The 22,335-nt window shown below is 68.6% G+C and carries 20 protein-coding genes; 8 read left to right on the top strand and 12 right to left on the bottom strand.

Going from position 1 to position 22,335, the window contains the following annotated elements:
• Nucleotides 1-83: 83 nt before the first annotated feature.
• A complete protein-coding gene (locus DI276_RS20375; RefSeq protein WP_112265673.1) occupies nucleotides 84-1,367 on the bottom strand; it encodes a serine/threonine protein kinase in 1,284 nt (427 codons plus the stop codon).
• 124 nt (nucleotides 1,368-1,491) lie between these two features.
• Between DI276_RS20375 and DI276_RS20380 the strand changes: the two genes are divergently transcribed.
• Together DI276_RS20380 and DI276_RS20385 are read left to right on the top strand one after the other, a co-directional pair.
• The gene (locus DI276_RS20380) at nucleotides 1,492-3,702 is read left to right on the top strand and encodes a DUF7779 domain-containing protein (protein ID WP_157984828.1); all 2,211 of its coding nucleotides are present in this window, start codon (nucleotides 1,492-1,494) and stop codon (nucleotides 3,700-3,702) included.
• Entirely contained in the window at nucleotides 3,636-4,097 is a 462-nt protein-coding gene (locus DI276_RS20385; protein WP_112265677.1) for a DUF4913 domain-containing protein, read from the top strand. The genes DI276_RS20380 and DI276_RS20385 overlap by 67 nt, the downstream gene beginning before the upstream one ends.
• 7 nt (nucleotides 4,098-4,104) lie before the next feature.
• Here the strand turns inward: DI276_RS20385 and DI276_RS20390 are convergent, their stop codons facing one another.
• On the bottom strand, nucleotides 4,105-4,338 hold the full coding sequence (locus DI276_RS20390) for a hypothetical protein (RefSeq protein WP_232836782.1): 234 nt from the start codon (nucleotides 4,336-4,338) through the stop codon (nucleotides 4,105-4,107).
• Between the two features lie 170 nt (nucleotides 4,339-4,508).
• On the opposite strand from DI276_RS20390, the gene DI276_RS20395 reads away from it, so the two are divergent.
• Nucleotides 4,509-5,117, top strand: a complete 609-nt coding sequence (locus DI276_RS20395; protein WP_157984829.1) for a hypothetical protein — start codon at nucleotides 4,509-4,511, stop codon at nucleotides 5,115-5,117.
• Between the two features lie 84 nt (nucleotides 5,118-5,201).
• Here the strand turns inward: DI276_RS20395 and DI276_RS20400 are convergent, their stop codons facing one another.
• The 4 genes from DI276_RS20400 to DI276_RS20415 all read right to left on the bottom strand — a co-directional run bounded on the left by DI276_RS20400 (nucleotide 5,202) and on the right by DI276_RS20415 (nucleotide 11,273).
• On the bottom strand, nucleotides 5,202-7,304 hold the full coding sequence (locus DI276_RS20400; RefSeq protein WP_232836783.1) for a caspase, EACC1-associated type: 2,103 nt from the start codon (nucleotides 7,302-7,304) through the stop codon (nucleotides 5,202-5,204).
• Nucleotides 7,304-7,672: a hypothetical protein gene (locus DI276_RS20405; protein ID WP_112265685.1), complete on the bottom strand. Its 369-nt coding sequence runs from the start codon at nucleotides 7,670-7,672 to the stop codon at nucleotides 7,304-7,306. Before DI276_RS20405 ends, DI276_RS20400 begins: the two co-directional genes overlap by 1 nt.
• An 89-nt stretch (nucleotides 7,673-7,761) precedes the next feature.
• The gene (locus tag DI276_RS20410) at nucleotides 7,762-9,039 is read right to left on the bottom strand and encodes a glycosyltransferase (protein ID WP_112265687.1); all 1,278 of its coding nucleotides are present in this window, start codon (nucleotides 9,037-9,039) and stop codon (nucleotides 7,762-7,764) included.
• The gene (locus tag DI276_RS20415; protein ID WP_157984839.1) at nucleotides 9,036-11,273 is read right to left on the bottom strand and encodes a glycoside hydrolase domain-containing protein; all 2,238 of its coding nucleotides are present in this window, start codon (nucleotides 11,271-11,273) and stop codon (nucleotides 9,036-9,038) included. The genes DI276_RS20410 and DI276_RS20415 overlap by 4 nt, the downstream gene beginning before the upstream one ends.
• A gap of 289 nt (nucleotides 11,274-11,562) precedes the next feature.
• Between DI276_RS20415 and DI276_RS20420 the strand changes: the two genes are divergently transcribed.
• A complete protein-coding gene (locus DI276_RS20420; RefSeq protein WP_232836792.1) occupies nucleotides 11,563-12,297 on the top strand; it encodes an HAD family hydrolase in 735 nt (244 codons plus the stop codon).
• An 81-nt stretch (nucleotides 12,298-12,378) separates the two neighbouring features.
• On the opposite strand, the gene DI276_RS20425 is transcribed toward DI276_RS20420, so the two are convergent.
• On the bottom strand, nucleotides 12,379-12,855 hold the full coding sequence (locus DI276_RS20425; protein ID WP_112265693.1) for a DUF6326 family protein: 477 nt from the start codon (nucleotides 12,853-12,855) through the stop codon (nucleotides 12,379-12,381).
• A gap of 162 nt (nucleotides 12,856-13,017) precedes the next feature.
• Here DI276_RS20425 and DI276_RS20430 point away from each other — a divergent pair, with 162 nt between their 5' ends.
• The gene (locus DI276_RS20430; protein ID WP_112265695.1) at nucleotides 13,018-14,157 is read left to right on the top strand and encodes a sensor histidine kinase; all 1,140 of its coding nucleotides are present in this window, start codon (nucleotides 13,018-13,020) and stop codon (nucleotides 14,155-14,157) included.
• The gene (locus DI276_RS20435) at nucleotides 14,154-14,819 is read left to right on the top strand and encodes a response regulator (protein WP_112265697.1); all 666 of its coding nucleotides are present in this window, start codon (nucleotides 14,154-14,156) and stop codon (nucleotides 14,817-14,819) included. The genes DI276_RS20430 and DI276_RS20435 overlap by 4 nt, the downstream gene beginning before the upstream one ends.
• A gap of 86 nt (nucleotides 14,820-14,905) precedes the next feature.
• Here DI276_RS20435 and DI276_RS20440 read toward each other — a convergent pair whose 3' ends face one another.
• From DI276_RS20440 to DI276_RS20460, 5 genes are all read right to left on the bottom strand, one after another.
• The gene (locus tag DI276_RS20440) at nucleotides 14,906-15,223 is read right to left on the bottom strand and encodes a hypothetical protein (protein ID WP_157984831.1); all 318 of its coding nucleotides are present in this window, start codon (nucleotides 15,221-15,223) and stop codon (nucleotides 14,906-14,908) included.
• 578 nt (nucleotides 15,224-15,801) lie between these two features.
• Complete coding sequence (locus tag DI276_RS20445; protein WP_112265701.1) at nucleotides 15,802-16,959, bottom strand: ABC transporter permease; 1,158 nt, start codon at nucleotides 16,957-16,959, stop codon at nucleotides 15,802-15,804.
• The gene (locus DI276_RS20450) at nucleotides 16,952-17,635 is read right to left on the bottom strand and encodes an ABC transporter ATP-binding protein (protein WP_112265703.1); all 684 of its coding nucleotides are present in this window, start codon (nucleotides 17,633-17,635) and stop codon (nucleotides 16,952-16,954) included. The genes DI276_RS20445 and DI276_RS20450 overlap by 8 nt, the downstream gene beginning before the upstream one ends.
• Nucleotides 17,632-18,690, bottom strand: a complete 1,059-nt coding sequence (locus DI276_RS20455) for an HlyD family efflux transporter periplasmic adaptor subunit (protein WP_157984832.1) — start codon at nucleotides 18,688-18,690, stop codon at nucleotides 17,632-17,634. The genes DI276_RS20450 and DI276_RS20455 overlap by 4 nt, the downstream gene beginning before the upstream one ends.
• Nucleotides 18,680-19,261: a hypothetical protein gene (locus DI276_RS20460; RefSeq protein WP_157984833.1), complete on the bottom strand. Its 582-nt coding sequence runs from the start codon at nucleotides 19,259-19,261 to the stop codon at nucleotides 18,680-18,682. Before DI276_RS20460 ends, DI276_RS20455 begins: the two co-directional genes overlap by 11 nt.
• 91 nt (nucleotides 19,262-19,352) lie before the next feature.
• Between DI276_RS20460 and DI276_RS20465 the strand changes: the two genes are divergently transcribed.
• Together DI276_RS20465 and DI276_RS20470 are read left to right on the top strand one after the other, a co-directional pair.
• A complete protein-coding gene (locus tag DI276_RS20465) occupies nucleotides 19,353-20,045 on the top strand; it encodes a response regulator transcription factor (protein WP_112265709.1) in 693 nt (230 codons plus the stop codon).
• Entirely contained in the window at nucleotides 20,035-21,783 is a 1,749-nt protein-coding gene (locus tag DI276_RS20470; protein ID WP_112265711.1) for a sensor histidine kinase, read from the top strand. Before DI276_RS20465 ends, DI276_RS20470 begins: the two co-directional genes overlap by 11 nt.
• The last annotated feature ends 552 nt before the right edge of the window (nucleotides 21,784-22,335 follow it).

Genomic DNA, 22,335 nt, shown 5'->3' on the forward strand with positions numbered 1-22,335 from the left:
TGGCGGTGAACTCACGGTCAGCAGAACGCCTCGTGGCACCCGTCTGACCGCGAATTCGCTCGGCAACGTTCTGGGCCGCGCCACTAGAACTTGCAGGTAGCGCCCCGCAACGACTTCGGCCTGCTCTCGTAGACCTGGGTGCCGTCGGTGCCCTGCACGAGAAAGCAGTACTTGCGCACCGGGTCCACCTCGACCTCGAGCGAGCGGTTCTGCTTGGCCAGCACGACCTTCGGCTGCTCCCCCTCCGCCGCGACCACCACGGCGAACTCCAGCTGTTCCTGGCTCTCCCACCGCAGATCCACCCGGTTGACGCGGTCGACCGGCTCACTCATCTGCACAACAACGGCCTTCGCCGACGAACTGGGCGTGGCCGTAGGCGCACCGCCACGCACCGGAGGATCAGTGCGCATCAGCAACACGCCCAGCGCCACAACGGCGAACACCCCAGCCGCACCACCGATCACCGGCAACGCGGGATGCTTCCGCGCAGTCGTGCCCGGCGCGGAAACGAGCACCGGCGTCCCCTGTGGCCGGACAACCGGAGCGGGCACCGCGGACAGCTTGCCGAGCCACGACGCCACGTCCCGCATGCTGCCGGGCCGAATCGCCGGATCCTTCGCCAGCAACGCCCTGACCAGCTCAGCGAGCTCATCGGGCAGGTCGGCCCGATCCGGCCGCGGCACGGTGGACCCGAGCACGCGCAGCTTCCGGTCGTCCGGATGCTCCCCGAGCCGCGCGGGATGCGGCGACAACCCGGACAACGCCAGGTACAACACAACACCCAGCCCGTAGAAGTCAGACCGCTCGTCGGCGACACCGCGCTCCAACGTCTCCGGCGCAAGCAAATCGATCCCGTCACCACCCGCGTGCGGAAACACCAGGCGCAACGCGACACCGAAGTCCGAAAGCACAGCCTCACCCGACGGCCGGAACAACACGTTGCCCGGCGCAACACCCCCGTGCACCACACCAACCTCGTGCGCAGCCGCGAGCGCCTCGGCCAGAGTCCGCCCGAGGTCGATCACCTCCGCGACCGGCAGCGGCCCTTCCTCCTCCACCACATCGGCCAGCGACTGCGTGCACAACTCCATCCGCAACGCGGTGCGATCCCCGAGATCCTCAACCGCGTCCGCAACCAACACGGAAACCCTGCCGCGCAACGCCGCAAGCCGCCCAAGCTCCCGCTCAACCTCGGCACGGGTACGACGCGGCAACCTGGCGCTCAGCACCTTGAGCGCGACAGCCTCCCCGGTACCGGCGCGAACACCCGCGTAAACCGTTGCCCTGGGACCAACGCCGCGCGGCACCAGGTCACCGTGCTCAGGTCCCAGGTGGGCCGCCGAACCGGTTCCGCGCCGATCCCTCATCCGGCGATCGTAAGCACGAGAAAGGGCGATCAAGCCCTCACGGCAGGAACCTGCCGGACCGGGCGTTGCGGTAAGATCTTCTCCCGGTGCAGACCGTTTTCGGTCGATGCGTTGGGGTTGGTGGATGCCGCGAGCGATGAAGTGGGCCGTCACGCTTGTCGTCGGTGCCGCGGTGTTCGTCTTCGGGTGGTGGCTCTGCGACTTCCCGTTGGGCATGGAGACCGACAACGCGCTCAGCATCGCGGCCATCCCCAGCGCGCTCGTCCTGTCGCCGCTCGGCTGGTGGGCCGGCCGTGAGGCATCGGCACCAGCGCGGGTCATCGAGGAGCCGAGCGCCCCGACGCCCGCCCCTGTCGATCGCGGCGGACAGGTGGTGGTGGGACCCGTACCGCGGGCACCGCAACACTTCCAGCCGCCAGTCGAAACCCTGCGTGCTCTCTCCAACGTCGCCGCGGGGTCGATAGCCGTGGTGTGCACGGTGACCGGCCTGCGCGGCGTCGGGAAGACCCAGGCGGTCGGTGCCTACGCGCGCCAGCGGATCGAGGACGGCTGGCTGGTGGCCTGGTTCCCAGCCCAGTCCGAGAGCCTGGTCCTGGCCGGTCTGGGAGAGCTCGCCGACGCACTGGGGCTGCGCCGCGCCGGGGACACCGCCGAGCTGACCACCGCGCGGGTCCGCAACCATCTCCAGACGCTGCGTGAGCCCGCGTTGCTGGTGTTCGACAACGTCACCGATCCCGCGCACGTCGTCCCGCACCTGCCCGCGACCGGCAGCGCGCAGATCGTGCTGACCAGCGCGAGCCATGCGATCGACCAGTTGGGCACCAGGGTCCCGGTGGAGCTGTTCAGCCCGGACACCGCCGTGCGGTTCCTCACCGACAGCACCGGCCTGCCGGACGTCGCCGGCGCCCGCAAGCTCGCCCGCGAGCTGGGCTACCTGCCGCTGGCCCTGGCGCAGGCCGCCGCCCGCGTCGTCCGGATCGACCACGACTACGCCACCTACCTGCGTCGCCACCAGAGCGTCTCCGTGGACAAGCTGCTCACCGCGGTACCCGGTAACCCGTATCCGCACGGCGCGGCAAAGGCGATCCTGCTCGCGGTAGAGCCTTTCACCGCCGACGAGACGCCGGCGAAGTTGCTCGACCTGCTCAGCGTCCTCTCCCCGGACGGCGTCTCGCGCGACCTGCTCACCACCGAGTCGAACGCCGAAGCCGACGACGCTCTGGCCGCCCTGTTCGACGCGTCGCTGGTCGAGTTCGCCGGCACGAACAACACCGTGGTGGTCATGCACCGGCTGACCCAACGCGCCATCCGCGACCGTCCCGACCACGACCTCCCTGCCGCACTCACGCGAGCAGGCGGCTTGCTGCGCGCGGTGAGCCGTACCGCGGAACAGGTCAAGTGGAAGCGCGACCTCGGCGAAGAGCTGATCCGCCACCTCGACGCGCTGCGGTCCCACGCGGCAGCCGTCGACGCCTTGCCCGACGAGTTCCTCAGCCTCCGCGCCGACGCGCTCTACGACCTGTCCGAGTGGTACTGGCACCACGACCGGCCAGTAGCCGAGCGAATCCTGCTGCGCCAAGCCCTTCCGCTCTACCGGCGGCTCGCCTCTGCCGGCCCGGAACAGCAAGGCCGACTGGCCTCCTGTCTGCACCACATCGGCACCAGCTACCTGAACTCCAGCACCCCCGATTTAGCGGCGGCCACGCTGTGGCAGGCATATGAGCTGCGCGCGGCACTGGCTGCCACCGATGACGACGAGGCGGCCGTGTTGGCCAACACGTGCGCGGAACTGTCCCGTGCGTTGCAGATGACGAGCAGATTCCGCGAGTCCGTCCGGATCGCCGAGCACGAGGTGCGCTTGCGACGGGACCGCCGGAGCCCGGACAACGACCTCTACATGGGACTCGTGCGTCTGGCACGCGGGCAGGCGATGACGGGCGAGGTCACCGCAGCCTGGCACACCGCCCTCGAAGCCGAGGAACTCTGCCAGGCGTTGGCGGACGACGAACCGCGGAAGGTCGCCTGGCGGCAACTGCACCTGGCCAAGGTGCTGAGCCTGTGCGGGCGGCACGACGTGCGCCGAGCCGCGCGTGCCGAAGCGCCCGCAAGGGCCGCGCTCAGCGCATACCGGCGCCTGGTCGACCAGGATCCGCGTTACTACCAAGCCAACTTGAAGTCGGCTGTGGCCACCCTGGTCACGGTGCTCGAACGGCTCGGCCGCCACGCCGAGGCGGCAGCAGCAACCCACCGGATAGGAACAGACCCCGAATGGCAGCAAAACTCCCCGGCGAGGAAGACGGCGAGTCGCCCGCCGAAATCCAGCAAGACGAACTAGGCACCGCGAACGAGGGCCAGCTCTTCTACCCGAACGTCCTCGAGTTCGTCACCGACAGGTTCAGCTACCTCGTCCCGCTGTCCGGTCCGAACTCCGGGCGCGTGTGGTGCCCGTCCTGGTTCCGGCACGCCCAGGCGCTGTCCAGACTGGACTCGATCTGGCGTGCCTGGGAGTTCCTGCGCTTCGACCCTTCGTTGGGAATGTCGAACTGGTGGCTGCACCACGTCGACCCGCACATGCGGGCGCTGATGGACCCGGTCACCGGCCCGTTCGCCCAATGCGCCAACGGTCACCAGGCCGATCAGCCGCTGCCGCTGGACGACGTGCCGGACGGCCTCTTCGACGACCAACGGTCGAAGTGGCTGCAAACGAGCAACCCGTTCGACCTCGACTGAGAGCGCGTCATCCGAGCGGGTAGTGCTCCACGTGCACCGCTCGCGAGACATGGGGCTGGACCCGAGGTGCCCTCGCCTGCAGGTAGAGCTCGGGCGGCGTGAAGCGATCCCACGCCGCACCGATCTGGGTCACCTCAGGCGCCTGAAGGTGCATCGCGGACTCGTAGCCGAACCCGGTGTAGCTCGCACTCACCAGCGCGGAGTCCAGCCACGCGCGCACCGCAGCAGAAGATTCGATCATGACCCGGCCCATCCTCCTCCTCGCTCGCAACGCGCACCGCCGACTCCCTCAAAGCGTCCACGCCTGACGTCCGATGATCGGCGAGCGGTGGACTCGAGGCGGTCGTATGGTCGGTGGCTGCGCAGACCCGACCACCGCCGGCCGGGCTGCGGCGGGATCGGAGGCTCACCATGTTTGTGCAGGTAGTGCAGGGCAAGGTGTCCGACGCCGAGCGATTGCACGCCCAGTTGGACAAGTGGATGCAGGACCTGGCCCCCGGCGCGACGGGCTGGCTGGGTTCGACCTGCGGCGTGACCGACGACGGCACCTGCGTGTGCTTCGTCCGGTTCGACACGCCAGAGCACGCCCAGGAGAACAGCAACCGGGCGGAGCAGGGCGCCTGGTGGGCGGAAACATCCAGGTTGTTCCCCCAAGGCGCGGAGTTCCTCGACAGCGAGCGAGTAACCGAGGACACGCCGGGCGACCCGACGAAGGCCCAGTTCGTGCAGATCATCGAAGGCCGCGCGACCGACGCGACCAGAGGCCTGGACCTGAGCATGGAGAACGCGGACAAGTGGGCCGAGTACCGCCCGGACATCCTCGGCAGCGTCGGCGCCAACTTCACCGACGGCCGGTACGCCATGGAATTGTTCTTCACCAACGAAGCCGACGCGCGCAAGGGCGAGCAGAAGGAGCCGCCCCCGGAGCTCAAGGCCCAGATGGACGAGATGCAGGCGCTGGACGCAGAACCCCCGAAGTTCTTCGACCTCAAGCACCCCTGGATGTACTCGCCCCGCTGAAACCGCCTGGGGTGAGGCACAACCGGGGCCTCACCCCAGTGTCCTCCGGTCGCACCTTCACTCGACAGATCCGCAAACCGGCGGTCAACGGCGACGAGCACGCGACGGCACGGTGAGCCCGACGACCACCAGCACCGGCACCATGATCAGGTAACTGGGGGTCGCGAACCCGAACGGCATCATGGAGAGCACGACCAGGAGTACGGCCCAGGTCGCCACCATGCCTGAGACCAGCTGCGCCGGTCGTGCCCGCGCCGCGAGCCAGGGTACGAATGGAGCCCCCAGCGCCGCGCCGTACGCCAGCCCGGCCCAGACGAGGTCGTCCGCGGTGATCATCGACGCCTTCCACACCAGCACGGCCGACACCGCCAGCCCGGACAGGGTGAGCACCACCGAGTACCACGGCGGTGTGGGCGCGACGAACGACGCGCCGGGCACACGGCGCACGATCCCCACAGCCACCAGTGCGGCCCCGATCAGCAACAACATGGCGACGGCGCCCATGTAGTACGCCAGGTCGTAGGGTTCGAAACTCTCTGAGTAGATCGGTTCGAACAACACCATTGACAGGCCGGCCAACGCGAGTGACCCCGCTGCCAGGAGCACTCCGGCGCCCACCGCGCGAGCGCGCGGCTGCAGCACACTGAGACCCCCGACGAGCGCCGCCAGCCCGAGCGACACGAAGTAGCACCAGAGCGTCGGGCGATTGACCAGCATCGGGTCGCCGTAGCGGTAGTCGGTCGGCACCGCCAGCAGCAACAGGGCAGCGGCTCCCAGCACCATCGCTGCGCAGCGGGGCACGAGGTTGACGGCATCGGTGTCCGGGCCGGACTGCTTCGGCGGATCCTCGACAGGCCTGCGCTGACCGCCCTGCTCCGACCGCCCTGCCGACGGCACCGGACCCGCGGACATCGGCGGCCCCGGCACGACCGGGCGGCTCACGGTCGCCTGCCGCACCACTGTGGGTACGTCGACGGGCTTCGCGGCCTCGGACAGCACGGTGACGACCGCGTTCCCCGTCGGCCCGCTGATCTCGATCCGTCCCTCCGACGCGGGGGCAGCCTGCTGCAGCGACACGCTGATCTCGTCCTCGACCAGCGCGACCCGGATCCACGGCTCCGACGCTGTCACCGTCACCGCCCGCGCCAGCGGGGGACCGCGCAGCACAACCGCCTGCGGACCAGGCGTGGAGAACCGCAGCACCGACACACTCGGTTGGATCATCGCGTCGCTCAACGCGGCGGCCGCCGCCCCGGCCACAGTGCTGATGTCCGTGCTCGCCATCTGCGTCAACGCCAGCTGCGCACCGGCCGCGACCTCGAGGTTGCCGCTGGACAACCTCGACCGCAGCTCCGCCACCGCACCCAGCCTCGTGAACATGTTCGGATCCGCCACCGCCGCTGCCAGATCGGCCGGCATCGCGGCGGGCTTGATCCTCCGCCGCCCTGAGCGCGCCAGGTACAGCTCGCCCTGCATCTCGATGTCCCGCGACGGCGTCTGGTTCGGGTTCTCCTGCCGTACCCGCTCGAACACGTAGTCGTACAGCTCGTTCAACGAGATCAGGCCGTCCTCGTCCCGGTCGGCCTCGCCCGTCGACAACCCCCGCACGAGCGCCGAGGTGAACACGGACGGCGCTGGGGCGTGGTCCTCGGCGAGGTGGTCGCCCTCGAAGGCGTACTCCATCGCGTTCGACGCCGTGATCACTGCCCTGCCCCGGCCACCGGACAACGTGGACAGAACGTCCACGTCACCGGCCGCCCGCACCGCCACACCCTCGCTGAACGCCCCGCCATAGCAGCAGTCCAGCAGCAGCACGATGCTGCGCGACCGGCTCTGCCGCATGCATCGCCGCACGAAGTCCGCGGGCACCGCCGTCGAGCCGAGGCGATTCGGCCGGGTGTTGCGCGCGGCGAAGAACAACTCGCCCGACTCGCTCTTCACCCCGTGGCACGAGAAGTGCAGCAGCAGCACGTCGTCCGGCTCACCTTCGAGGAACAGGTCTTCCACCCGTTCCTGCACGACGCTCGCCGTCTCGTCGCGCACCACTTCCACCGAGAACTCGCTGACACGGCGATCGCCCAGCACCTCGGCCAGCGCCTCGGCGTCGGCCGCCGGGGAGCGCAAGCGGCTCAATCCCTCGTGGTCGTAGAGAGAGTTGGCGATGATCAGCGCCAGCCGCTTGCTCATCAGGTGTGCCTGCTGATGAACAGCGCGATCAGTTCGTCCTGGTCCTCAGTCGACGCGTCGGCCAGCTCCAGGACGTCGCCGTCGATCTCCACCCGCACCGCGCGCTGCACCGGGGTGCCCCGGTGCAGCCAGCTCCGGATCGCGGTCACGATCGTCTGCAGCGCCGTCGTGGACTGCCCGAGTGTCACCAGCAGCCCGCCCACCGTCGCCACGTCCAGCGCGCGGGAACCCTCCGGCGGCGGACCGGCGCGGAGCGCGGTCACCGCCTGCACATCCAGTTGGAGCAGATCCTGACGCAGGTAACCCGTCACCTGGTCAAGGCGCTCGGCGTCCGCCCCGTGCTCGGCGAGGTGCACTCGAAGGTTCATGACGCCTCCTCACCTCGATTTCGCCTGAGGAGGCTCCTCCGTTAGCGCACCCCCTGCCGAACCGCGAGGCTGCTGGGGGACCCACGGGTTCATCCCGTCAGAACGACAGCCGGGTTGGACGTGGGGAAGAGGCTGTCGAACACCCGGACGCGGTCGAAAGACAGGGCGTACTCGCGTGCTCGGTCCGCCATGAGCTGCCGTTCCTCGGCTGACATGTCGAGCACCACCCGGTCGATCGCAGCGGCGATGTGGTCGGGATTCCCCGCCTCGACGAGGATGGCCGTCTCGCCCACCGCTTCGCCGACGCCTCCGGTGGTGGTCGTGATCACCGGCCCGCCGCCTGCGAGCATCTTCTCGGTCAGCGCGATGCCGAAGGTCTCGACGAAGTCCGGTTCGGGCTTGGTCGGCAGCGCGTACACGGCGCAGCCGTTCATCAGCAGCGGCTTTTCCTCGTCCTCCACGTCGGTGAGGAAGAGGATCCGATCGTTGTGCTGAGTGATCGCCTGGACGTGCTCCAGTTCGGGGCCGTTACCGGCGACCACGAGCTTCAGCCGTGACTGCGCCTGGCTCCGGGTGAACGCGTCCACCAGGTCGTAGATGCCTTTCGCCCGTGTCACCCGGGACAGGAACAACACGTACCCGTCGCGTTCCAGGCCGCGTCGCTTCAGGGCGATGTCCACGAGCGCCGGATCGAGGTCGAGGTATGCCGAGGTGTCGATCGGCGGGTAGCTGACCGATATCCGGCGCACGCACTGGCGGGCGAACCGGGTGCCGCAGTGCGTGTCGATGGCCTCTGCGCAGGCGATGATCTCCTGCCTGGTGTACTCCGACACGGCGATCACCTGGTCGTTGGCGAGGAACCGGGTGAACAGGACCACGGCCGCCCCGAAGCGCCTCTCGCGCAGGCACGAGCGGATCACGTTGGTGACGTCCGAGCCGACCGCCTTCGCGATGGTGTGGACGTCAGGTGCGTAGCCGGCCGCGCGGGCCGCGTCGACGGCGTCGCGGACCACGGCGTCGTGGGGAGCGAGGTACATCGACACGCACGTGGTCGGGACCGGCTCGGCGAGCAGTTCGACCAGGCGTCCCGTCAGCCCGGCCAGGTGCCGGCCGTCGGGCACTCGGTAGTCGCCGACCGGCCCGGGCCGCTCCACGGTGATGCCCTCGCTGTAGGGCAGGATCCGATCCAGCGGCTTGAGCGGCAGGCCTGCCGCCTGCAGCACGGGTATCGGCCAGGTCAGCAACCGGACGTCGTCGAAGCCGCGGGTGAGCGCGACCTCGGCCAGGTTGCGGGCTTCTCCGGAGTGACCGCAGATGACTGGGTCGGCCCGGACCACGATGACGAGACGACGGCTTGGCCTGCTCATGTGCGAGCCCCCTTTCCGAGCGGATCGGACACTGATGGCGGCAGGATCTTGCGTCCCCACTCCGAGGGCTGCGGGCCGAGTTCGAGCAGCAGCCGGCCGCCGGCGTGGACGTCGGATGCGCGCAGATGCGCCGCATCCAGTGGTTTGCCGTCCAGCCGGGCGGACTGCACGTACTGCGGCGGCGGGTCCGCGTCCAACCCGTCGGAACTGATGGACGTCTCGCGGTGACCACGCGTCTCGATGACGAAATCGCGGTCCCCGAGGTGCAGAGTGGCGTGGCGGAAGGCAGGCGCGTTGACGAGGAACAGGTTCTGCCCGGCGACCGGGAACAGACCGAGCGAGGCCCACACGTACCAGGAGCTCAGCCCGCCCGAGTCGTCGTTGCCCGGCAGTCCGCCGCGACCGGTGCCGAACTGCCAGGTCAGCGCCGCGTGCACGATTTCGGCTGTGCGGTCCGGCCGAGCCGCGTAGTGGTAGGACCACGGCGCTTCCATGTCCGGCTCGTTGTTCAGCCCTTCAAACCGGTTCAGCAGGTAGCCGGCCGCCATCTCCGCCGATCCGGGCCGCTTGCCGGGCTGCACCACGCGCGGGGCGCCGTAGCCGAAAAACGCGTCGAGTGTGCTGACGAAGGCTTCGTTCCCACCGACCATCGCGATTCTCGCGGCCATGTCGTGCAGCAGCCGGAACGAGTAGTTCCACTTGCCGCCCTCGTAGAACGACGAGTCGAGAAGCAGGCCGGTGTCCCGGTCGAACGCGTTGGACCACAGGCGGCTGCGCGCGTCGAGGTCGTCGGCGAGCTGAACGTCGTTCAGTGTCCGGGCGACACCGGAGGTGCAGTAACAGGCGTAGGCGAGGTCGAGCGTGTGCGAGATCGGGTGCACGACACCGTGCTCGTAGAAGTCTTCGCCGTACATCCGGCGCAGGTCGTCGTACATGTGCACCAGCGCCCAGGTCCAATCCAGGTCGCCGAGGCCGAGGGCGTGCACGTCGGCCAGCGCGGTGTGGACCAACGCGCTCGCCTGCCGGAAGAACCTGTCCGCACCACGAGCCATCCGATATCCGATGGGGAAGTTGCCTTCCTCCTCGCAGACCCGGATCAGCGACTCCAGAAGATCGACCGCCCGGTCCGGGCAGATGGCGATGAGCAACGGCAGCTGTGTCTTGTAGATGTCCCACATCGTGCAGATGTCGAACACGAAGGGCCCCGAGGACGGCCAGAACGGGCTCTCGTCGTCGGCGAAGCACGGCTTGATCAGAGAGTGGTACAGGGCCGTGGCGAACACCTGCCGCCTGGCGGGCGACCCGCCCTCGACCTCCACCCGGCCCACGTGGTCCCGCCACCGAGCCCTGGTCTGCGTCCGGACGGCGTCGAACGCCGTCGCCCCCTCACCGCACTCGCGATACAAGTTCTCCCGGGCCTGTTCGCAGCCGCGCAAAGAAAATCCGATCTGGATCTCGATGCTCTGCCCTGCGGTGGTGGGACCCATGTAGAGCATCCCGAACGGGCGCAACGTGGTCTGCCTGATGCGGTCGAAGTCGAGCCGCGTGCCACCCTCGATCAGCCGGCGGTCGTGCCAGAGCATCTGCCGCCAGCCCGGACTCTCGACCTTGATGTACACCGACAGCGGCACGCCTTCGACGACCACCGTTCCCTGGGCGCGGCCGTTGCCGAGGTTTTCCACTTGCGCCCGCAGCGGCACAGTGCGGCCGAGGTCGATGGCCAGCCCGCCGCAGGACAGGTCGACGACGACCCGTGCGCTGCGATGCTCAGGAAAGACGTATCGGTGGACAGCGACCTTGGCGCCGACAGTTACCTCACACCGAATGCCGGTGTCGAGGGTAGCCGCGTAGTACCCGGCTTCAGCGGTCTCGTCGTGCAGCGGCCAGGCCTCGCCGAGGACGTCCAGCTGCTGCACCATCGGGGTCACCCGCACGTAGTTGTAGTACTTGCGTATCGCCCCTGTGCCGGACTGTTGAAAGTGCGTGAACCCGGACGCCTGCAGCCGGTCGAACAGCTCCTCCGGCTGCCCCTCGGTGTTCTTCATGTAGAGGCCGTAGCCAGTCGGATAGGCACCGGAGTAGGCGCACGCGGACACCATGCCGAGCGGGGACGTGGCGCCGGGGTGGGTGTTGCCGACCTGCGCTTTCGGCCACCACCAAGTGGCCGCCAGCCCCTGCGCCGCAGGCAGTGAGGTGGCAGCCGTTCCGATGAATGGATCAATCTCGTCGAGGATGGCGACACGCTATTCAGCGCGGGCACCGCGTTGGTTTCAGCGACATGAACATGTGGTCGCGCTGCGCTTCGTCAGGGTTGCAGCGGCACGCGGCGGGGTCGTACGACGGCTGGATGGCTGAAGCCCGCAGTCGACGTGTTCGATGGGGGCAGAGGCTGTTCGACAGCAGTGCATTCATGGGGGGAACAGGGCATGCATTGGACTGCGCAGACGTCTGGCTTCACGCCGGTCGTGGACCACGGGACATCCCAGTCGCGGCTGTGGCACTGCCCAGCACTCCGTGCCGCTGATGCGTAGGGTGCCATCAGTTCGAGCCGTCCTGTTTGATCTTGACGGCACGCTTCTCGATCACCGATCCGCCGCAGGCACCGCGCTACGCGAACTGCTCCACGAGTTGCGCATCGCCGACACGTTGTTCGACTCGGCGCTCGATCTGTGGTTCCGACTCGAACGCACCTACTTCGACCAGTATCTCGCGGGTCGCCTGTCCTTCGAGGAACAGCGGGTCGAGCGCCTTGCTCACTTCCGTCGCGCGTTCGGCGTGTCAGTCGGCAAGCATGATGAGCCAGAACGGTTGTTCGAGGTCTACGGTGCGGCCTACCGCGATGCCTGGGCACCGTTCAGCGACGTCCGGCCAACCATCGCGGAACTGCGCTCGAGCGGCGTCAGCATCGGTGTCCTGAGCAACGGCAACACCGAACAGCAGGCCGCGAAATTGCGCGCCATGGATGTTCCTGGCGTGGGCGCGTTGACCACGAGTGAGTCGTGCGGCCACCGCAAACCCGCCGCCGCGGCGTTCTTCGCCGCATGCCTGACGCTGGGTCACCGCCCTGCGGAGACGGCATTTGTAGGCGACGACATGGACGCGGACGCGGTGGGTTCCCGGGACGCCGGTCTGATCCCCGTCTGGTTGGATCGGGCGATGCCTGAATCCGGGGCCGGGGGCACATCGCTCTCTCCGCCGACTGGCGTCATCCGCGTGGAGAGTCTGCGCGAGCTGTCCACAGTGCTTCCGCTGTCATGACCGGTTTGATCGGTGTTCCCAGGGCATGCTGCAGGTCGAGCTTCGGCGCCGCGGCATCGACGTCGACGGCCGCGCTGCCGTCTATCGTGCTATCGCCGGGGTTCCACGGTCCGGGCTGGTCGCCGACGGTGCGGTGCGGGGCCAGGTCCAGGCGTACCGCAGGATGAGGGCGAGAACGATCACTTCCAGTGCGACGCCAAGGCCGTAGAAGTACGTCCAAGACTCGCCCACCACGTTGAATGCCGCGTAGGGGATCTGCACCGAGGCCACGATGAGGTTCGTGATGCGGTTCGCCCGAGCGGGCAGCGTCATCGACAGCACGACCATGAGGATCGGGATCGCCATGAGCGCGAGGAAGGTGGTCAGCAACGTCTGGCTGACGTCGAACTCCCAGACGACGCCGACCTCGATGTCATCGATGACGCCGGGCTTGAAGAAGGCGATGATGTCCACGTAGACGTACAGGAACATGAAGCTCGTCCACGCTGCGACGAGCTTGGCTCTCACCGGAATCCGCTGGTCTTCCAGTGCGGTCTTGGTGGGTTGACGTGTTCTCATCGCAGGCTCCGTTGGTGTGGTGAGGACTGGTGGACCCACAATCGCTGAGCCCGGCGGCGAGCACATCGGCGTCGAGGCCGGACCCGCCTCGGCCACTGGGAGAAGCGGCGTCTCGTTCTTTCGGTCGGTCCCCGACGCCTCGGCGGTACCTAGGCTTGGCCTGTGACCACCAACGGCCTTAGCTCGCTGTGGACCGAGCCCCGCGCCCCGGACGCTCCCGCGCGGGTGCCGCGCGACTGGGTGCTGGTCGGGGCGTTGATGGTGACGGCGCTGCTCGAGGGAGTCCTCCAGGACGACGTCGCCTGGCGGCCGTTGGCGACGATCGTGGCGGTCGGACTTGCGCCGGTGCTGCTGTGGCGGCGTACCCACCCGTTGGCCTGTGTCGTGGTGGCCTTCGGCGCCGCGATGGCGTTGGGGCTGGCGAGCTTGCTGGGCGGGGCCCCGAGCGTGGGCCTCGACACGATGATCTATCTCCTGGTGCTCGTCTACGCGCTGGTCCGCTGGGGCTCAGGGCGCGAGATCGTGATCGGGCTGGCGGTGGTGGCGGTCGCTGCGGGAATCGGTACGGTCGCCGACTACACCGGGCCCGCCGACGTCTTCGGCGGGTTCGCCGTCCTGGCGGCGGCGACGGGCGGAGCGGCGTTCCGCTACCGCGCCGAGAGCTGGCGCCGGGCGTTGGACCAGAGCCGGAGCCAGGAGCGGGTCGGCCTCGCGCGCGAGCTGCACGACATCGTCGCCCACCACGTCTCGGCGATCGCTGTGCAGGCGCAGGCGGGCCGGGCGATCGCCGGGCAGCGACCTGAAGCGGCGCTCGAGGCGCTGGCGGTCATCGAAGGGGAAGCGTCGCGAACGCTCGCGGAGATGCGGGCGATGGTCCGGGTGCTCCGCGACGGAGCGCCGGCGGAGCACGCCCCCCAGCCCGGCGTTGCCGACCTGGTGTCCCTCGCCCGACGCGCCCCGATCCCGGTCGTCGACGTGGAGTTGCCAGATGACCTGGACGACCTTCCGCCCCAGGTCGACGCGGCGGTCTACCGGCTGGCGCAAGAGGCACTGACCAACGCCCTGCGGCACGCCCGCGACGCCTCGCGTGTGGAGATCCGGGTCGTAGAGGGCGCGGGAAGGCTGCGACTACACGTGACCGACGACGGACAGATCGACTCGGCACGGTCGGTGAACCACGGCTTCGGGCTGCTGGGAATGACCGAGCGCGTGCAGCTGCTCGGCGGCACGCTACGTGCCGGGCCGGCGCCCGAGCGCGGGTGGACGGTCGACGCCGAACTGCCGACGAAGGTACGCCGATGACGGTACGCGTGCTGGTGGCCGACGACCAAGATCTGGTGCGCACCGGCCTGTCGATGATCCTTGACGCGCAGCCCGACATCGAGGTCGTCGGCCAGGCCGCCGACGGCCACGCCGCCGTCGAGCTTGCGCATCGGCTCCGCCCGGACGTGTGCCTGGTCGACATCCAGATGCCTGGGCTCGACGGCATCGAGGTGACCAAGCTCCTCGCAGGGCGGGGCGTCCCGGACCCGATCGCGGTGGTGGTGATCACGACATTCGACCTCGACGAGTACGTCCACGGTGCGCTCCGGGCCGGCGCCCGAGGCTTTCTGCTCAAGGACGCCGGGCCGCCGCTGCTCGTCCAGGCCGTCCACGCCGCCGCCATCGGCGATGCCCTGATCGCGCCGAACATCACCCGGCGGCTGCTGGCCTCCCTCGCTGCCAGGGAGCCGTCGAGCCGACGGACCCAACCGATCGAGCCGCTCACCGAACGCGAGCAGGAGGTGCTGACGCTGGTCGCCCGTGGCCGCACGAACGCCGAGATCGCCGCCGAGCTGTTCATCGGCTTGACGACCGCCAAGACCCACGTCGCCAGCCTGCTGACGAAAATCGGGGCCCGAAACAGGGTCGAGATCGCGATGTGGGCGTACGACACCGGCCGAGTGGGGGTCAGATGGACCTAGCTCAGAGAAACTGTGCGACCACAGCCGACAGGCAGTTCAGTGTGGCGCGCGAGCACAACTGACACGCGCACCACACTCAGCACCCTCTACCGCAGAAGCCGTCGGGCAAGCGCCTCGGGGAACGTGGCTGTGTCGGTCTCGATCTCGAACCGACCGCTGTCGTCCTCGACCGCGAACGTCGTCAGATCCTGCGACGCGATCACGTCAACCTCAACGGTTCCCGCGGTGCAGGTAAGGTGCCAGTTCCAGACAGCAGCTGGGCCAGGCTCCTCCGCGGGATCGACCTGCACGAGAAGCTGCAGTCCTTCTGCGGCGACTTGAGCACGCGCGCTGTCGATGACGACATCGAGGCGCTCGCGCATCGACGTCCACACGTTTTCAGCGGTATCGCTCACTCCAGCCATCCTCTGATGCTCACGCGCCCGTAGAACGGACCCTTGTGCCAAGCATTTTTGCCACGGCCGACAACGATTCGGAAGACAGCGATAGCCCCCTTGAACCGAGGAGAGGCTTGGTAGCGGCTACGTTCCAGCCCACGCGCACGGGCATCTTCTTGTGGTTCAGCAACCCCATACGTCCGCCCTGGATGGTCTTGTTGCCGAACAGCGGACCTCTGGACGCCGATCACAGGCTTGCGCATCAGCACGCCGCTGTACTTCACGGTCTGAGCAGCCTCGCCGCCAGAACACAAGTCAAAGCACACCCGCAGCCCGCAGAACCGGCTGCACGGCGCCTCTCCGGCCCTGTTGCCGCATAACTGACCCTCGCACTGCCATGGTCCACAAAGGACTCCTACCAGCACAAACACCAGAGGACTGTCCTTTATGGTCAGACTGTGCGCTCCGGCGCGGCGATGGCGTGGGCGGTCGGCACGCCACCACCAGCCGTCCGAGCTCGTCCGCAGTCGGATGATTGGGCTGATCGTGCGGCGTTGGTGCTGCGGCTACTCGTCTGGTTGGGGGATCGTCGGTTGGTGACCTTCTCAGGTGGCGAGGGCTTCGGTCGGCATCACCCCGGCCGCCCGCATCGACGGGTAGAGCCCAGCAACCACTCCGATCAGCAACGCCCCGGCGCAGCCTGCGGCGAGGAGTCCCGGCTCCAGGACGACGGGCCAGTGCTGCCGGGTGGCGTAACCGGCTACTGCGACCGATCCGAGCAGGGTGCCGAGCAGGCCGCCGAGCCCTGACAGCGCAACCGACTCCGTGAGGAACTGGCCGAGGATCTGGCCGCGGCGCGCGCCCAGGGCACGGCGCAGGCCGATCTCGCGGCGGCGTTCGAGCACCGAGATGACCATGGTGTTGGCGACCCCGATCCCGCCCACCAGCAACGCCACCCCTGCCAGGCCCAGGAACAGGCCGGACAGCGCGGTCTGGGTGACGCGTTTGGCCGCCAGCGCGTCCGATGGCTTGGTGACCTGCACGGCGTCCGGCCGGGCCGGGTTGACCGTGGCGGGCAGCACGGCGCGGACGTCCTCGACCGCCGACTCGGTGGCACGGAGGTAGATCATGCTGGGATGGCCGCCGAACCCGAGATAGCGCTGCGCGGCCGGCCAGCCGACCAGCACCGACCGTTCCAGCTCCGGGTACAGCGGCATGGGTGCGAGCACACCGATCACCGTGAACCAGGTGCCGCCGACGTAGATCTGCGGCGCTCCCTCCGGCCCCACGCCGAGCCGGGTGGCCGCCACCGCGCCGAGTACGGCGGTCGGGAACGACTGCGTTGCCTCGTCCAGGAAGCGGCCCGCCTGCATCCGGCCGTTGACGGCGGGGAGCAGGCCGAGTTCGGCGGCCTGCACGCTCACCCCCGACACCTCGGACGGGTCCGACCGGTCCGAGCGGGTGACCTGCGCGGTCGTCTTGCCCACCGAACTCGCCTCGGTCACCGGGGCGATCCGCCGCACCATCGCCGGCGACTCGACCGGCAGCGGCACGGGCGGTTCGATCTTGCCGGGAGACGACACCGCGAGAACGTTGGTGCCGAGGGCGGACAGTTCGTCCAGCAAAGCACGCTGGCTGGACGCGGGGATGCCGGTGACGAGCACGAGGGTGGCGATGCCGATCGAGATGCCGAGCGCGGACAGGGCAGCACGGGCCTTGCGCGCCCGCAGGCCGATCAGTCCGGCGGCGATGAGATCACGCATTTGCACGCTCCGAGTCGGCTACAAGTCTGCCGTCGCGGAGTTCGACCCGGCGCGGCAGTCGCGCGGCGATGTCCCGGTCGTGGGTGATCACCGCGATGGTGGTGCCCTCGGCGTTGAGCGTCGCCAGGAGGTCGATCAGGGCGGTCCCGGTCGCGGTGTCGAGCGCGCCGGTTGGTTCGTCGGCGAGCAGCAGAGCGGGTTCCTTGACCAACGCCCGCGCCACCGCGACGCGCTGACGTTCACCACCGGAGAGCTGACTCGGCAGGTGCCCGGCGCGGTGCGTGAGGCCGACGCGGTCCAGCGCCGCCAGCGCGAGCTCCCGGCGACGCCGCCTCGGCACACCGCTGTAGAGCAGGCCGATGATCACGTTGGCCGTCGCGGACAGGCCCTCGATCAGGTGGAAGTGCTGGAAGACGAATCCGATGAACCGCCCGCGCACCGCGGAGAGTTCGGCATCGGGCAGCGCCGCCACGTCACGGCCGTTGATCTCGACGCTGCCTGACGACGGCCGGTCGAGCGTGCCCATGACGGTGAGCAGCGTGGACTTGCCGGAGCCGGACGGCCCGACGATCGCGAGCAACTCTCCCGCGTGGATGCTCAGGGTGACGTCGTCGAGCGCGACGACACCGCCGGGGTAGGTCTTGCCCACGCCCCGCACCGCGAGAACGGGGGTCATGACGCGACCACGACCTTCAGGCCTTCGGTCACGTCCGGGCCGCTGACCTCGACCATGCCCTTGGCGAACAGCCCGGTGGTCACCGGGAGGAGCCGGCCGTCGGGCAGCTGCAACGCGTAGCCGCCCTGTTTGACCGCGAGCAGCGCGCCGACGGGAACGGCCAGTACGTCGGCCTTGGTCTGCGCGGTGAACATGACCTGGACCCGGCCAGAGTCGGCTGTCCCGTTGGCTGGAGGCTCGTCGAAACCGATGAGCACGCTCATCTTGGTCGGCGTCGAACTGTCGGTGCCCGCGGCCTGCTCGGGCGCCGTGACCGAGCTGACCTTGCCCGGTGTGGTGGTGCCGTCGGCGAGCGTGATGGTCACCGCGTCACCGGTCTTGACGCGGGTGGCCGCGGCGGCGTCCAGCTCCACGGTCACCGCCTTGGCCGTGCCGCTGACCGTCATCAGCGGGGTGGAGGCGCTGTCGCCGAGCTGGGCCTGCACGGCACCTACCCTGACCGGTCCGTCGAGGACGACCGCGTCACCGACGTCGAGCACTCCGCTGGGCTCGACGCCGATCGTCTTCTGATAGCGCTTGATCGCGTCCACCAGGGACTGGGTGAGCGCGGTCTCCTTCTTCACCCCGGACTTCGGCGCGTCGAGGCGGTACCCCAGCGCCTTCAGGTTGTCCGCGACCACGGTGACGTCGCCCCCGATCATGCCGATCGAGTCGAGCTTGCGGTACAACGGCGTGCCGCCGTACATGAGGGTGATCGGCTTGTCGTCGACCGAGAACAGCCGCTCGCCCTGGGACACCACCGCTCCCGGCTGGGGCAGCCAGGTGACCAGGCCGGGCTTGGCGGTCTTGAGGGTGCGCAGCCTGCCGTAGCCGAGCATGCCACCGACCGTGTCGGACGTGGTCAACGTCGTTTTGGTGACCGTGGTGGTGGATCGCGTTTCCGCGCCGGTCGTCTGAGGGGCCGGTGCGGCGGAACGGGCAGGCCAGACGTACCACGTCGCCGACGCCACGGCGATCACCGCCAGCGCCGCGAACACCATCGTTCTACGACGCACCGTAGGCCTTCTTGCGGCACTCGAACTCGACCTTGGTCTGCTGGTCCTGGGACATGGTCGGTGTGCCGTCGTAGTTGTAGCCGCCGCCGTTGGGCAACGGGGTGACCTTCAGGCCGTTGTCGTTCAGGCACTTGATCTCGACGCGGTACTGGTCCAGGTAGCGGGGGTTGGTGTCGGGGGACAGCAAGGGGTTCGGCAGAGGCCGCAGGACGTCGCACTGGGCGAACGCGTCCTTGTAGGTGGTCTCCTTGCCGCCGTTTGCCTCCTGGGTCGGGAAGGTGACCTCACCCTGGTCGTTGCGCTTCGAGTAGGTCGGCACCCCTTTGGCGGCCAGACATTTGCCCCACGTGTTCCACCAGCCCCACCACTCGGTGTCCGTGGTGTCCAGCGTTTGCTGCGGATGCTTGTCCGGGCCCTTGGCCGGGGTCGCGCTCGAGGGTGCCGAGGAGGAAGCAGGTTTGTCGGGGAGTTCGGCGACGGACGGCGTTTCGGGCGCTTTCTGGGCACATCCCGTGAGCACGATCGTCAGCACCGCGGCGCCCAGCACCGCACGTCGGGAAAAGCTGGTCATGTCGGAAAGCCTGGCCAGCGGATGTGAGGATCTTGTCAGAGTGAGGTGCCGGTGGTGTCTGACCTGATGTGCCTGCTCATAGAGTGGCGGCATGTGCGCTCACGTGCTGGTCGCCGAGGACGACCCGAACCAGGCGCAGGTGATCGGGATCTACCTCACGGCGGAAGGCCATTCCGTCACGGTGGTGCACGACGGCGCGATCGCACTGACACGGGCCCGTGAACAGCAGCCGGACCTGCTCGTGCTCGACGTGATGCTGCCGGGGATGGACGGTCTCGACGTCTGTCGTGCGTTACGCGCGGAATCCGAGGTGCCGATCCTCGTCCTCACCGCCCGCTCGTCGGAGTACGACCTGGTGCGGGGACTCGACTTCGGTGCCGACGACTACCTGACCAAGCCCTACAGTCCCCGCGAGCTCACCGCCCGCGTGCGCACGCTGCTGCGCCGCGCGAGACCGAGGGAACTCGCGGACCGAGCGCAGGCACATCGGCTGGGTGACCTCGTCGTCGACCCGGTACGGCACCAGATCACGATCGACGGCATCTCCGTCGAGTGCACGTACGGCGAGTTCCAGCTGCTGGAGATCATGGTGCGGCAGCCGGACCGGGTGTTCACACGGCAGCAGCTGCTCGAGCTGACCAGGGGTACCGACGCGTACGTGACGCCGCGGATCATCGACGCGCACGTGCTCAACCTGCGCAAGAAGATCGAGCGCGATCCGAGCAGGCCGGCCCGGCTGGTGACCGTGTTCGGCGTCGGCTACAAGCTGACCGATGGCTCCTAGGATCCCGCTGCGCCGCACGCTGGTGGTGCGGCTGACGGCCATCTCGGTGCTCATCGCGATCGGGTCGATCGCCGCCACCGCCTGGCTCGCGGTCACCACGACGACACAGGAGATCCAGCAGGAACGGGGAGCGGCGCTGTCGAGGGCGGCCACCGTCTACAACGACCTGCTCGGCTTCGCCGCCGGGAACCCGCGCTGGTCCGATGCCGCCGAACAGGTGAGGGTCGCGTCCGCCCGATCAGGACGCCGGGTCTTGGTGACCACAATGGACAGACAGCCGCTCGTGGACTCCGGCGGGAAGGAGCCGCTGTCACTGCCGGCCGAGGCCAGCGCGGTGATCGACCCCTTGAAGGTCGACTCGGAGCTGGTGCCCGACATCGGGCCGGACCGCGTCGATCCCCGTGCGACAGGACCGTTTCAGCTCACCGCTGAGGAACGGGTCCGGCAGCAGACGCTGGCCGCGAAAGTGACGTTCTGCCTGCATGGCGATGGCGTGCGCTACCAGGTGCGGGAGCTGCCGACCGGCCGCGTCAGGATCACCGCCGCCACCGGCTTCGACAACCAGGTCAGGCTGTTCAAGTGTGGACTGGAGGAACTCCAGGCTCCGACCACCACCGAGAAGGCCGCCCTCGCCCAGCTGAACGACCTGCTCCACGCCTGCCTGCAACGCCAGGGCCTGCCCCCGGCCGCGGTCGGCCTCGACCTCACGCCCACGTCCGGAAACGACACCCTGGCCAGCCGGTCCTGTGTGGACTCGGCACGACGTCAGCAACTGGCGGCGTTCGTCGCGCCGCCCGCGCTGCTGTTCGTCCTGGATCCGGCTACCGCGCACGGCAACGAACTCGCCCTGAACCGGGACGGCTGGGTGCGGATCGCACTGGTCGTGCTGGCGGTGGTCGCGGTCGCGATGCTCGCGATGATCTTCGTGTCGTCCCGGCTCTCCCTGCCACTGCGCGGACTGACCGCGGCGGCCGTCCGGGACGAGCGCGCTCCGGTGAGCACGCGTGACGAGATCGGGTATCTGGCGCAGGCGTTCAACTCACTGCAGGATCGCCGCCAGGAGCTCGACGAGCAGCGCCGCCGGATGGTCGGCGACATCGCCCACGAGCTGCGCAACCCGCTCAACACCATCCGCGGCCGCCTGGAAGCGGTGGAGGACGGCCTGTTACCGCTGGACCGCGGGCTCGCCTCGGTCGTGCTGGACGAAACGCTGCTGCTCCAACGGATCGTCAGCGACCTGCAGGACCTCGCTGCCGCCGACGCCGGACAGCTAAGCCTGAATCCCGAACCGCTGCGCCTCTCCGACATCGTCGACCAGGTCGTCACCACCCACCGCGGAGTGGGAACAGCCCGGCTGACCGGCACGACGGCAGGTGATCCGGTGATCGTCGCCGACGCGGCACGCCTGAGGCAGGCTCTCGGCAACCTGGTGTCGAACGCGCTGCGGCACACTCCCATCACCGGCGAGGTGACGGTGACCGCGATCGTCGAGGGCGGCGAAGCGGTGATCACGGTGCGCGACACCGGCCCCGGTATCGACCCTGGCGACCTGCCGCACGTCTTCGACCGGTTCTGGCGAGCGGATCGATCGCGGGCACGGCACACTGGCGGCAGCGGACTCGGTCTGCCCATCGTGCGGCACCTCGTCGAGGCCCACGGCGGCAGCGTGACCGCCGAGTCGCCGGGCGGGGCGCTGTTCACCGTTCGTCTCCCACGAGCAGCGAAGCTGTCGATCTGACAGCGCAACTCCGTGATCTTCACCTGGAAATCGTCCGCGGAGCCGCTGGTCCGCCATTTCTGATCAAGATTCTGCGCGACCACCTCCAGCGGCACGGCAACGAGTTCGTGTTCACAGCGGACGGTGGAACCTGGTTGTGGCGCAGCACCTTTACTCAACGGATCCTCAAACCAGCCGTCAACGGCAACGAGGACAGGCCACGCACACGCGCCCGCACCGTTCCCATCCTGCCGGGCCTCACGTTCCACGGACTGCGGCACAGCCACAAAACCTGACTCAGCCGTCAAAGCACACCCACTGGCACCACCCCGTCGGTAAGAGGGACACCGCATCCCCGCAGGCCACCGCCGCAGGAACCGATCTTCCTGGAGAAAGCCGCTCCAGAACCTCTCCACCAGAGCAGCACAAGACGATCAAGAGGTGATCACCGGTGAAACGCAAAGAACCCGCCTGACCAGCGGTAACCGCTAGATCAGACGGGTTCTACAACTTGTGGAGCTGAGGGGACTCGAACCCCTGACCCTCACACTGCCAGTTTGGTCCACAAAGGAC

It is taken from the genome of Lentzea terrae (genome assembly GCF_003265345.1).
GTDB lineage: Bacteria > Actinomycetota > Actinomycetes > Mycobacteriales > Pseudonocardiaceae > Lentzea > Lentzea terrae.

Coding starts and splice junctions, on each gene's coding strand:
- DI276_RS20375 (WP_112265673.1), bottom strand. CDS start 1,367: ATGAGGGATCGGCGCGGAACCGGTTCGGCGGCCCACCTGGGACCTGAG.
- DI276_RS20380 (WP_157984828.1), top strand. CDS start 1,492: ATGCCGCGAGCGATGAAGTGGGCCGTCACGCTTGTCGTCGGTGCCGCG.
- DI276_RS20385 (WP_112265677.1), top strand. CDS start 3,636: ATGGCAGCAAAACTCCCCGGCGAGGAAGACGGCGAGTCGCCCGCCGAA.
- DI276_RS20390 (WP_232836782.1), bottom strand. CDS start 4,338: ATGATCGAATCTTCTGCTGCGGTGCGCGCGTGGCTGGACTCCGCGCTG.
- DI276_RS20395 (WP_157984829.1), top strand. CDS start 4,509: ATGTTTGTGCAGGTAGTGCAGGGCAAGGTGTCCGACGCCGAGCGATTG.
- DI276_RS20400 (WP_232836783.1), bottom strand. CDS start 7,304: ATGAGCAAGCGGCTGGCGCTGATCATCGCCAACTCTCTCTACGACCAC.
- DI276_RS20405 (WP_112265685.1), bottom strand. CDS start 7,672: ATGAACCTTCGAGTGCACCTCGCCGAGCACGGGGCGGACGCCGAGCGC.
- DI276_RS20410 (WP_112265687.1), bottom strand. CDS start 9,039: ATGAGCAGGCCAAGCCGTCGTCTCGTCATCGTGGTCCGGGCCGACCCA.
- DI276_RS20420 (WP_232836792.1), top strand. CDS start 11,563: ATGCGTAGGGTGCCATCAGTTCGAGCCGTCCTGTTTGATCTTGACGGC.
- DI276_RS20425 (WP_112265693.1), bottom strand. CDS start 12,855: ATGAGAACACGTCAACCCACCAAGACCGCACTGGAAGACCAGCGGATT.
- DI276_RS20435 (WP_112265697.1), top strand. CDS start 14,154: ATGACGGTACGCGTGCTGGTGGCCGACGACCAAGATCTGGTGCGCACC.
- DI276_RS20440 (WP_157984831.1), bottom strand. CDS start 15,223: ATGGCTGGAGTGAGCGATACCGCTGAAAACGTGTGGACGTCGATGCGC.
- DI276_RS20445 (WP_112265701.1), bottom strand. CDS start 16,959: ATGCGTGATCTCATCGCCGCCGGACTGATCGGCCTGCGGGCGCGCAAG.
- DI276_RS20450 (WP_112265703.1), bottom strand. CDS start 17,635: ATGACCCCCGTTCTCGCGGTGCGGGGCGTGGGCAAGACCTACCCCGGC.
- DI276_RS20460 (WP_157984833.1), bottom strand. CDS start 19,261: ATGACCAGCTTTTCCCGACGTGCGGTGCTGGGCGCCGCGGTGCTGACG.
- DI276_RS20465 (WP_112265709.1), top strand. CDS start 19,353: ATGTGCGCTCACGTGCTGGTCGCCGAGGACGACCCGAACCAGGCGCAG.
- DI276_RS20470 (WP_112265711.1), top strand. CDS start 20,035: ATGGCTCCTAGGATCCCGCTGCGCCGCACGCTGGTGGTGCGGCTGACG.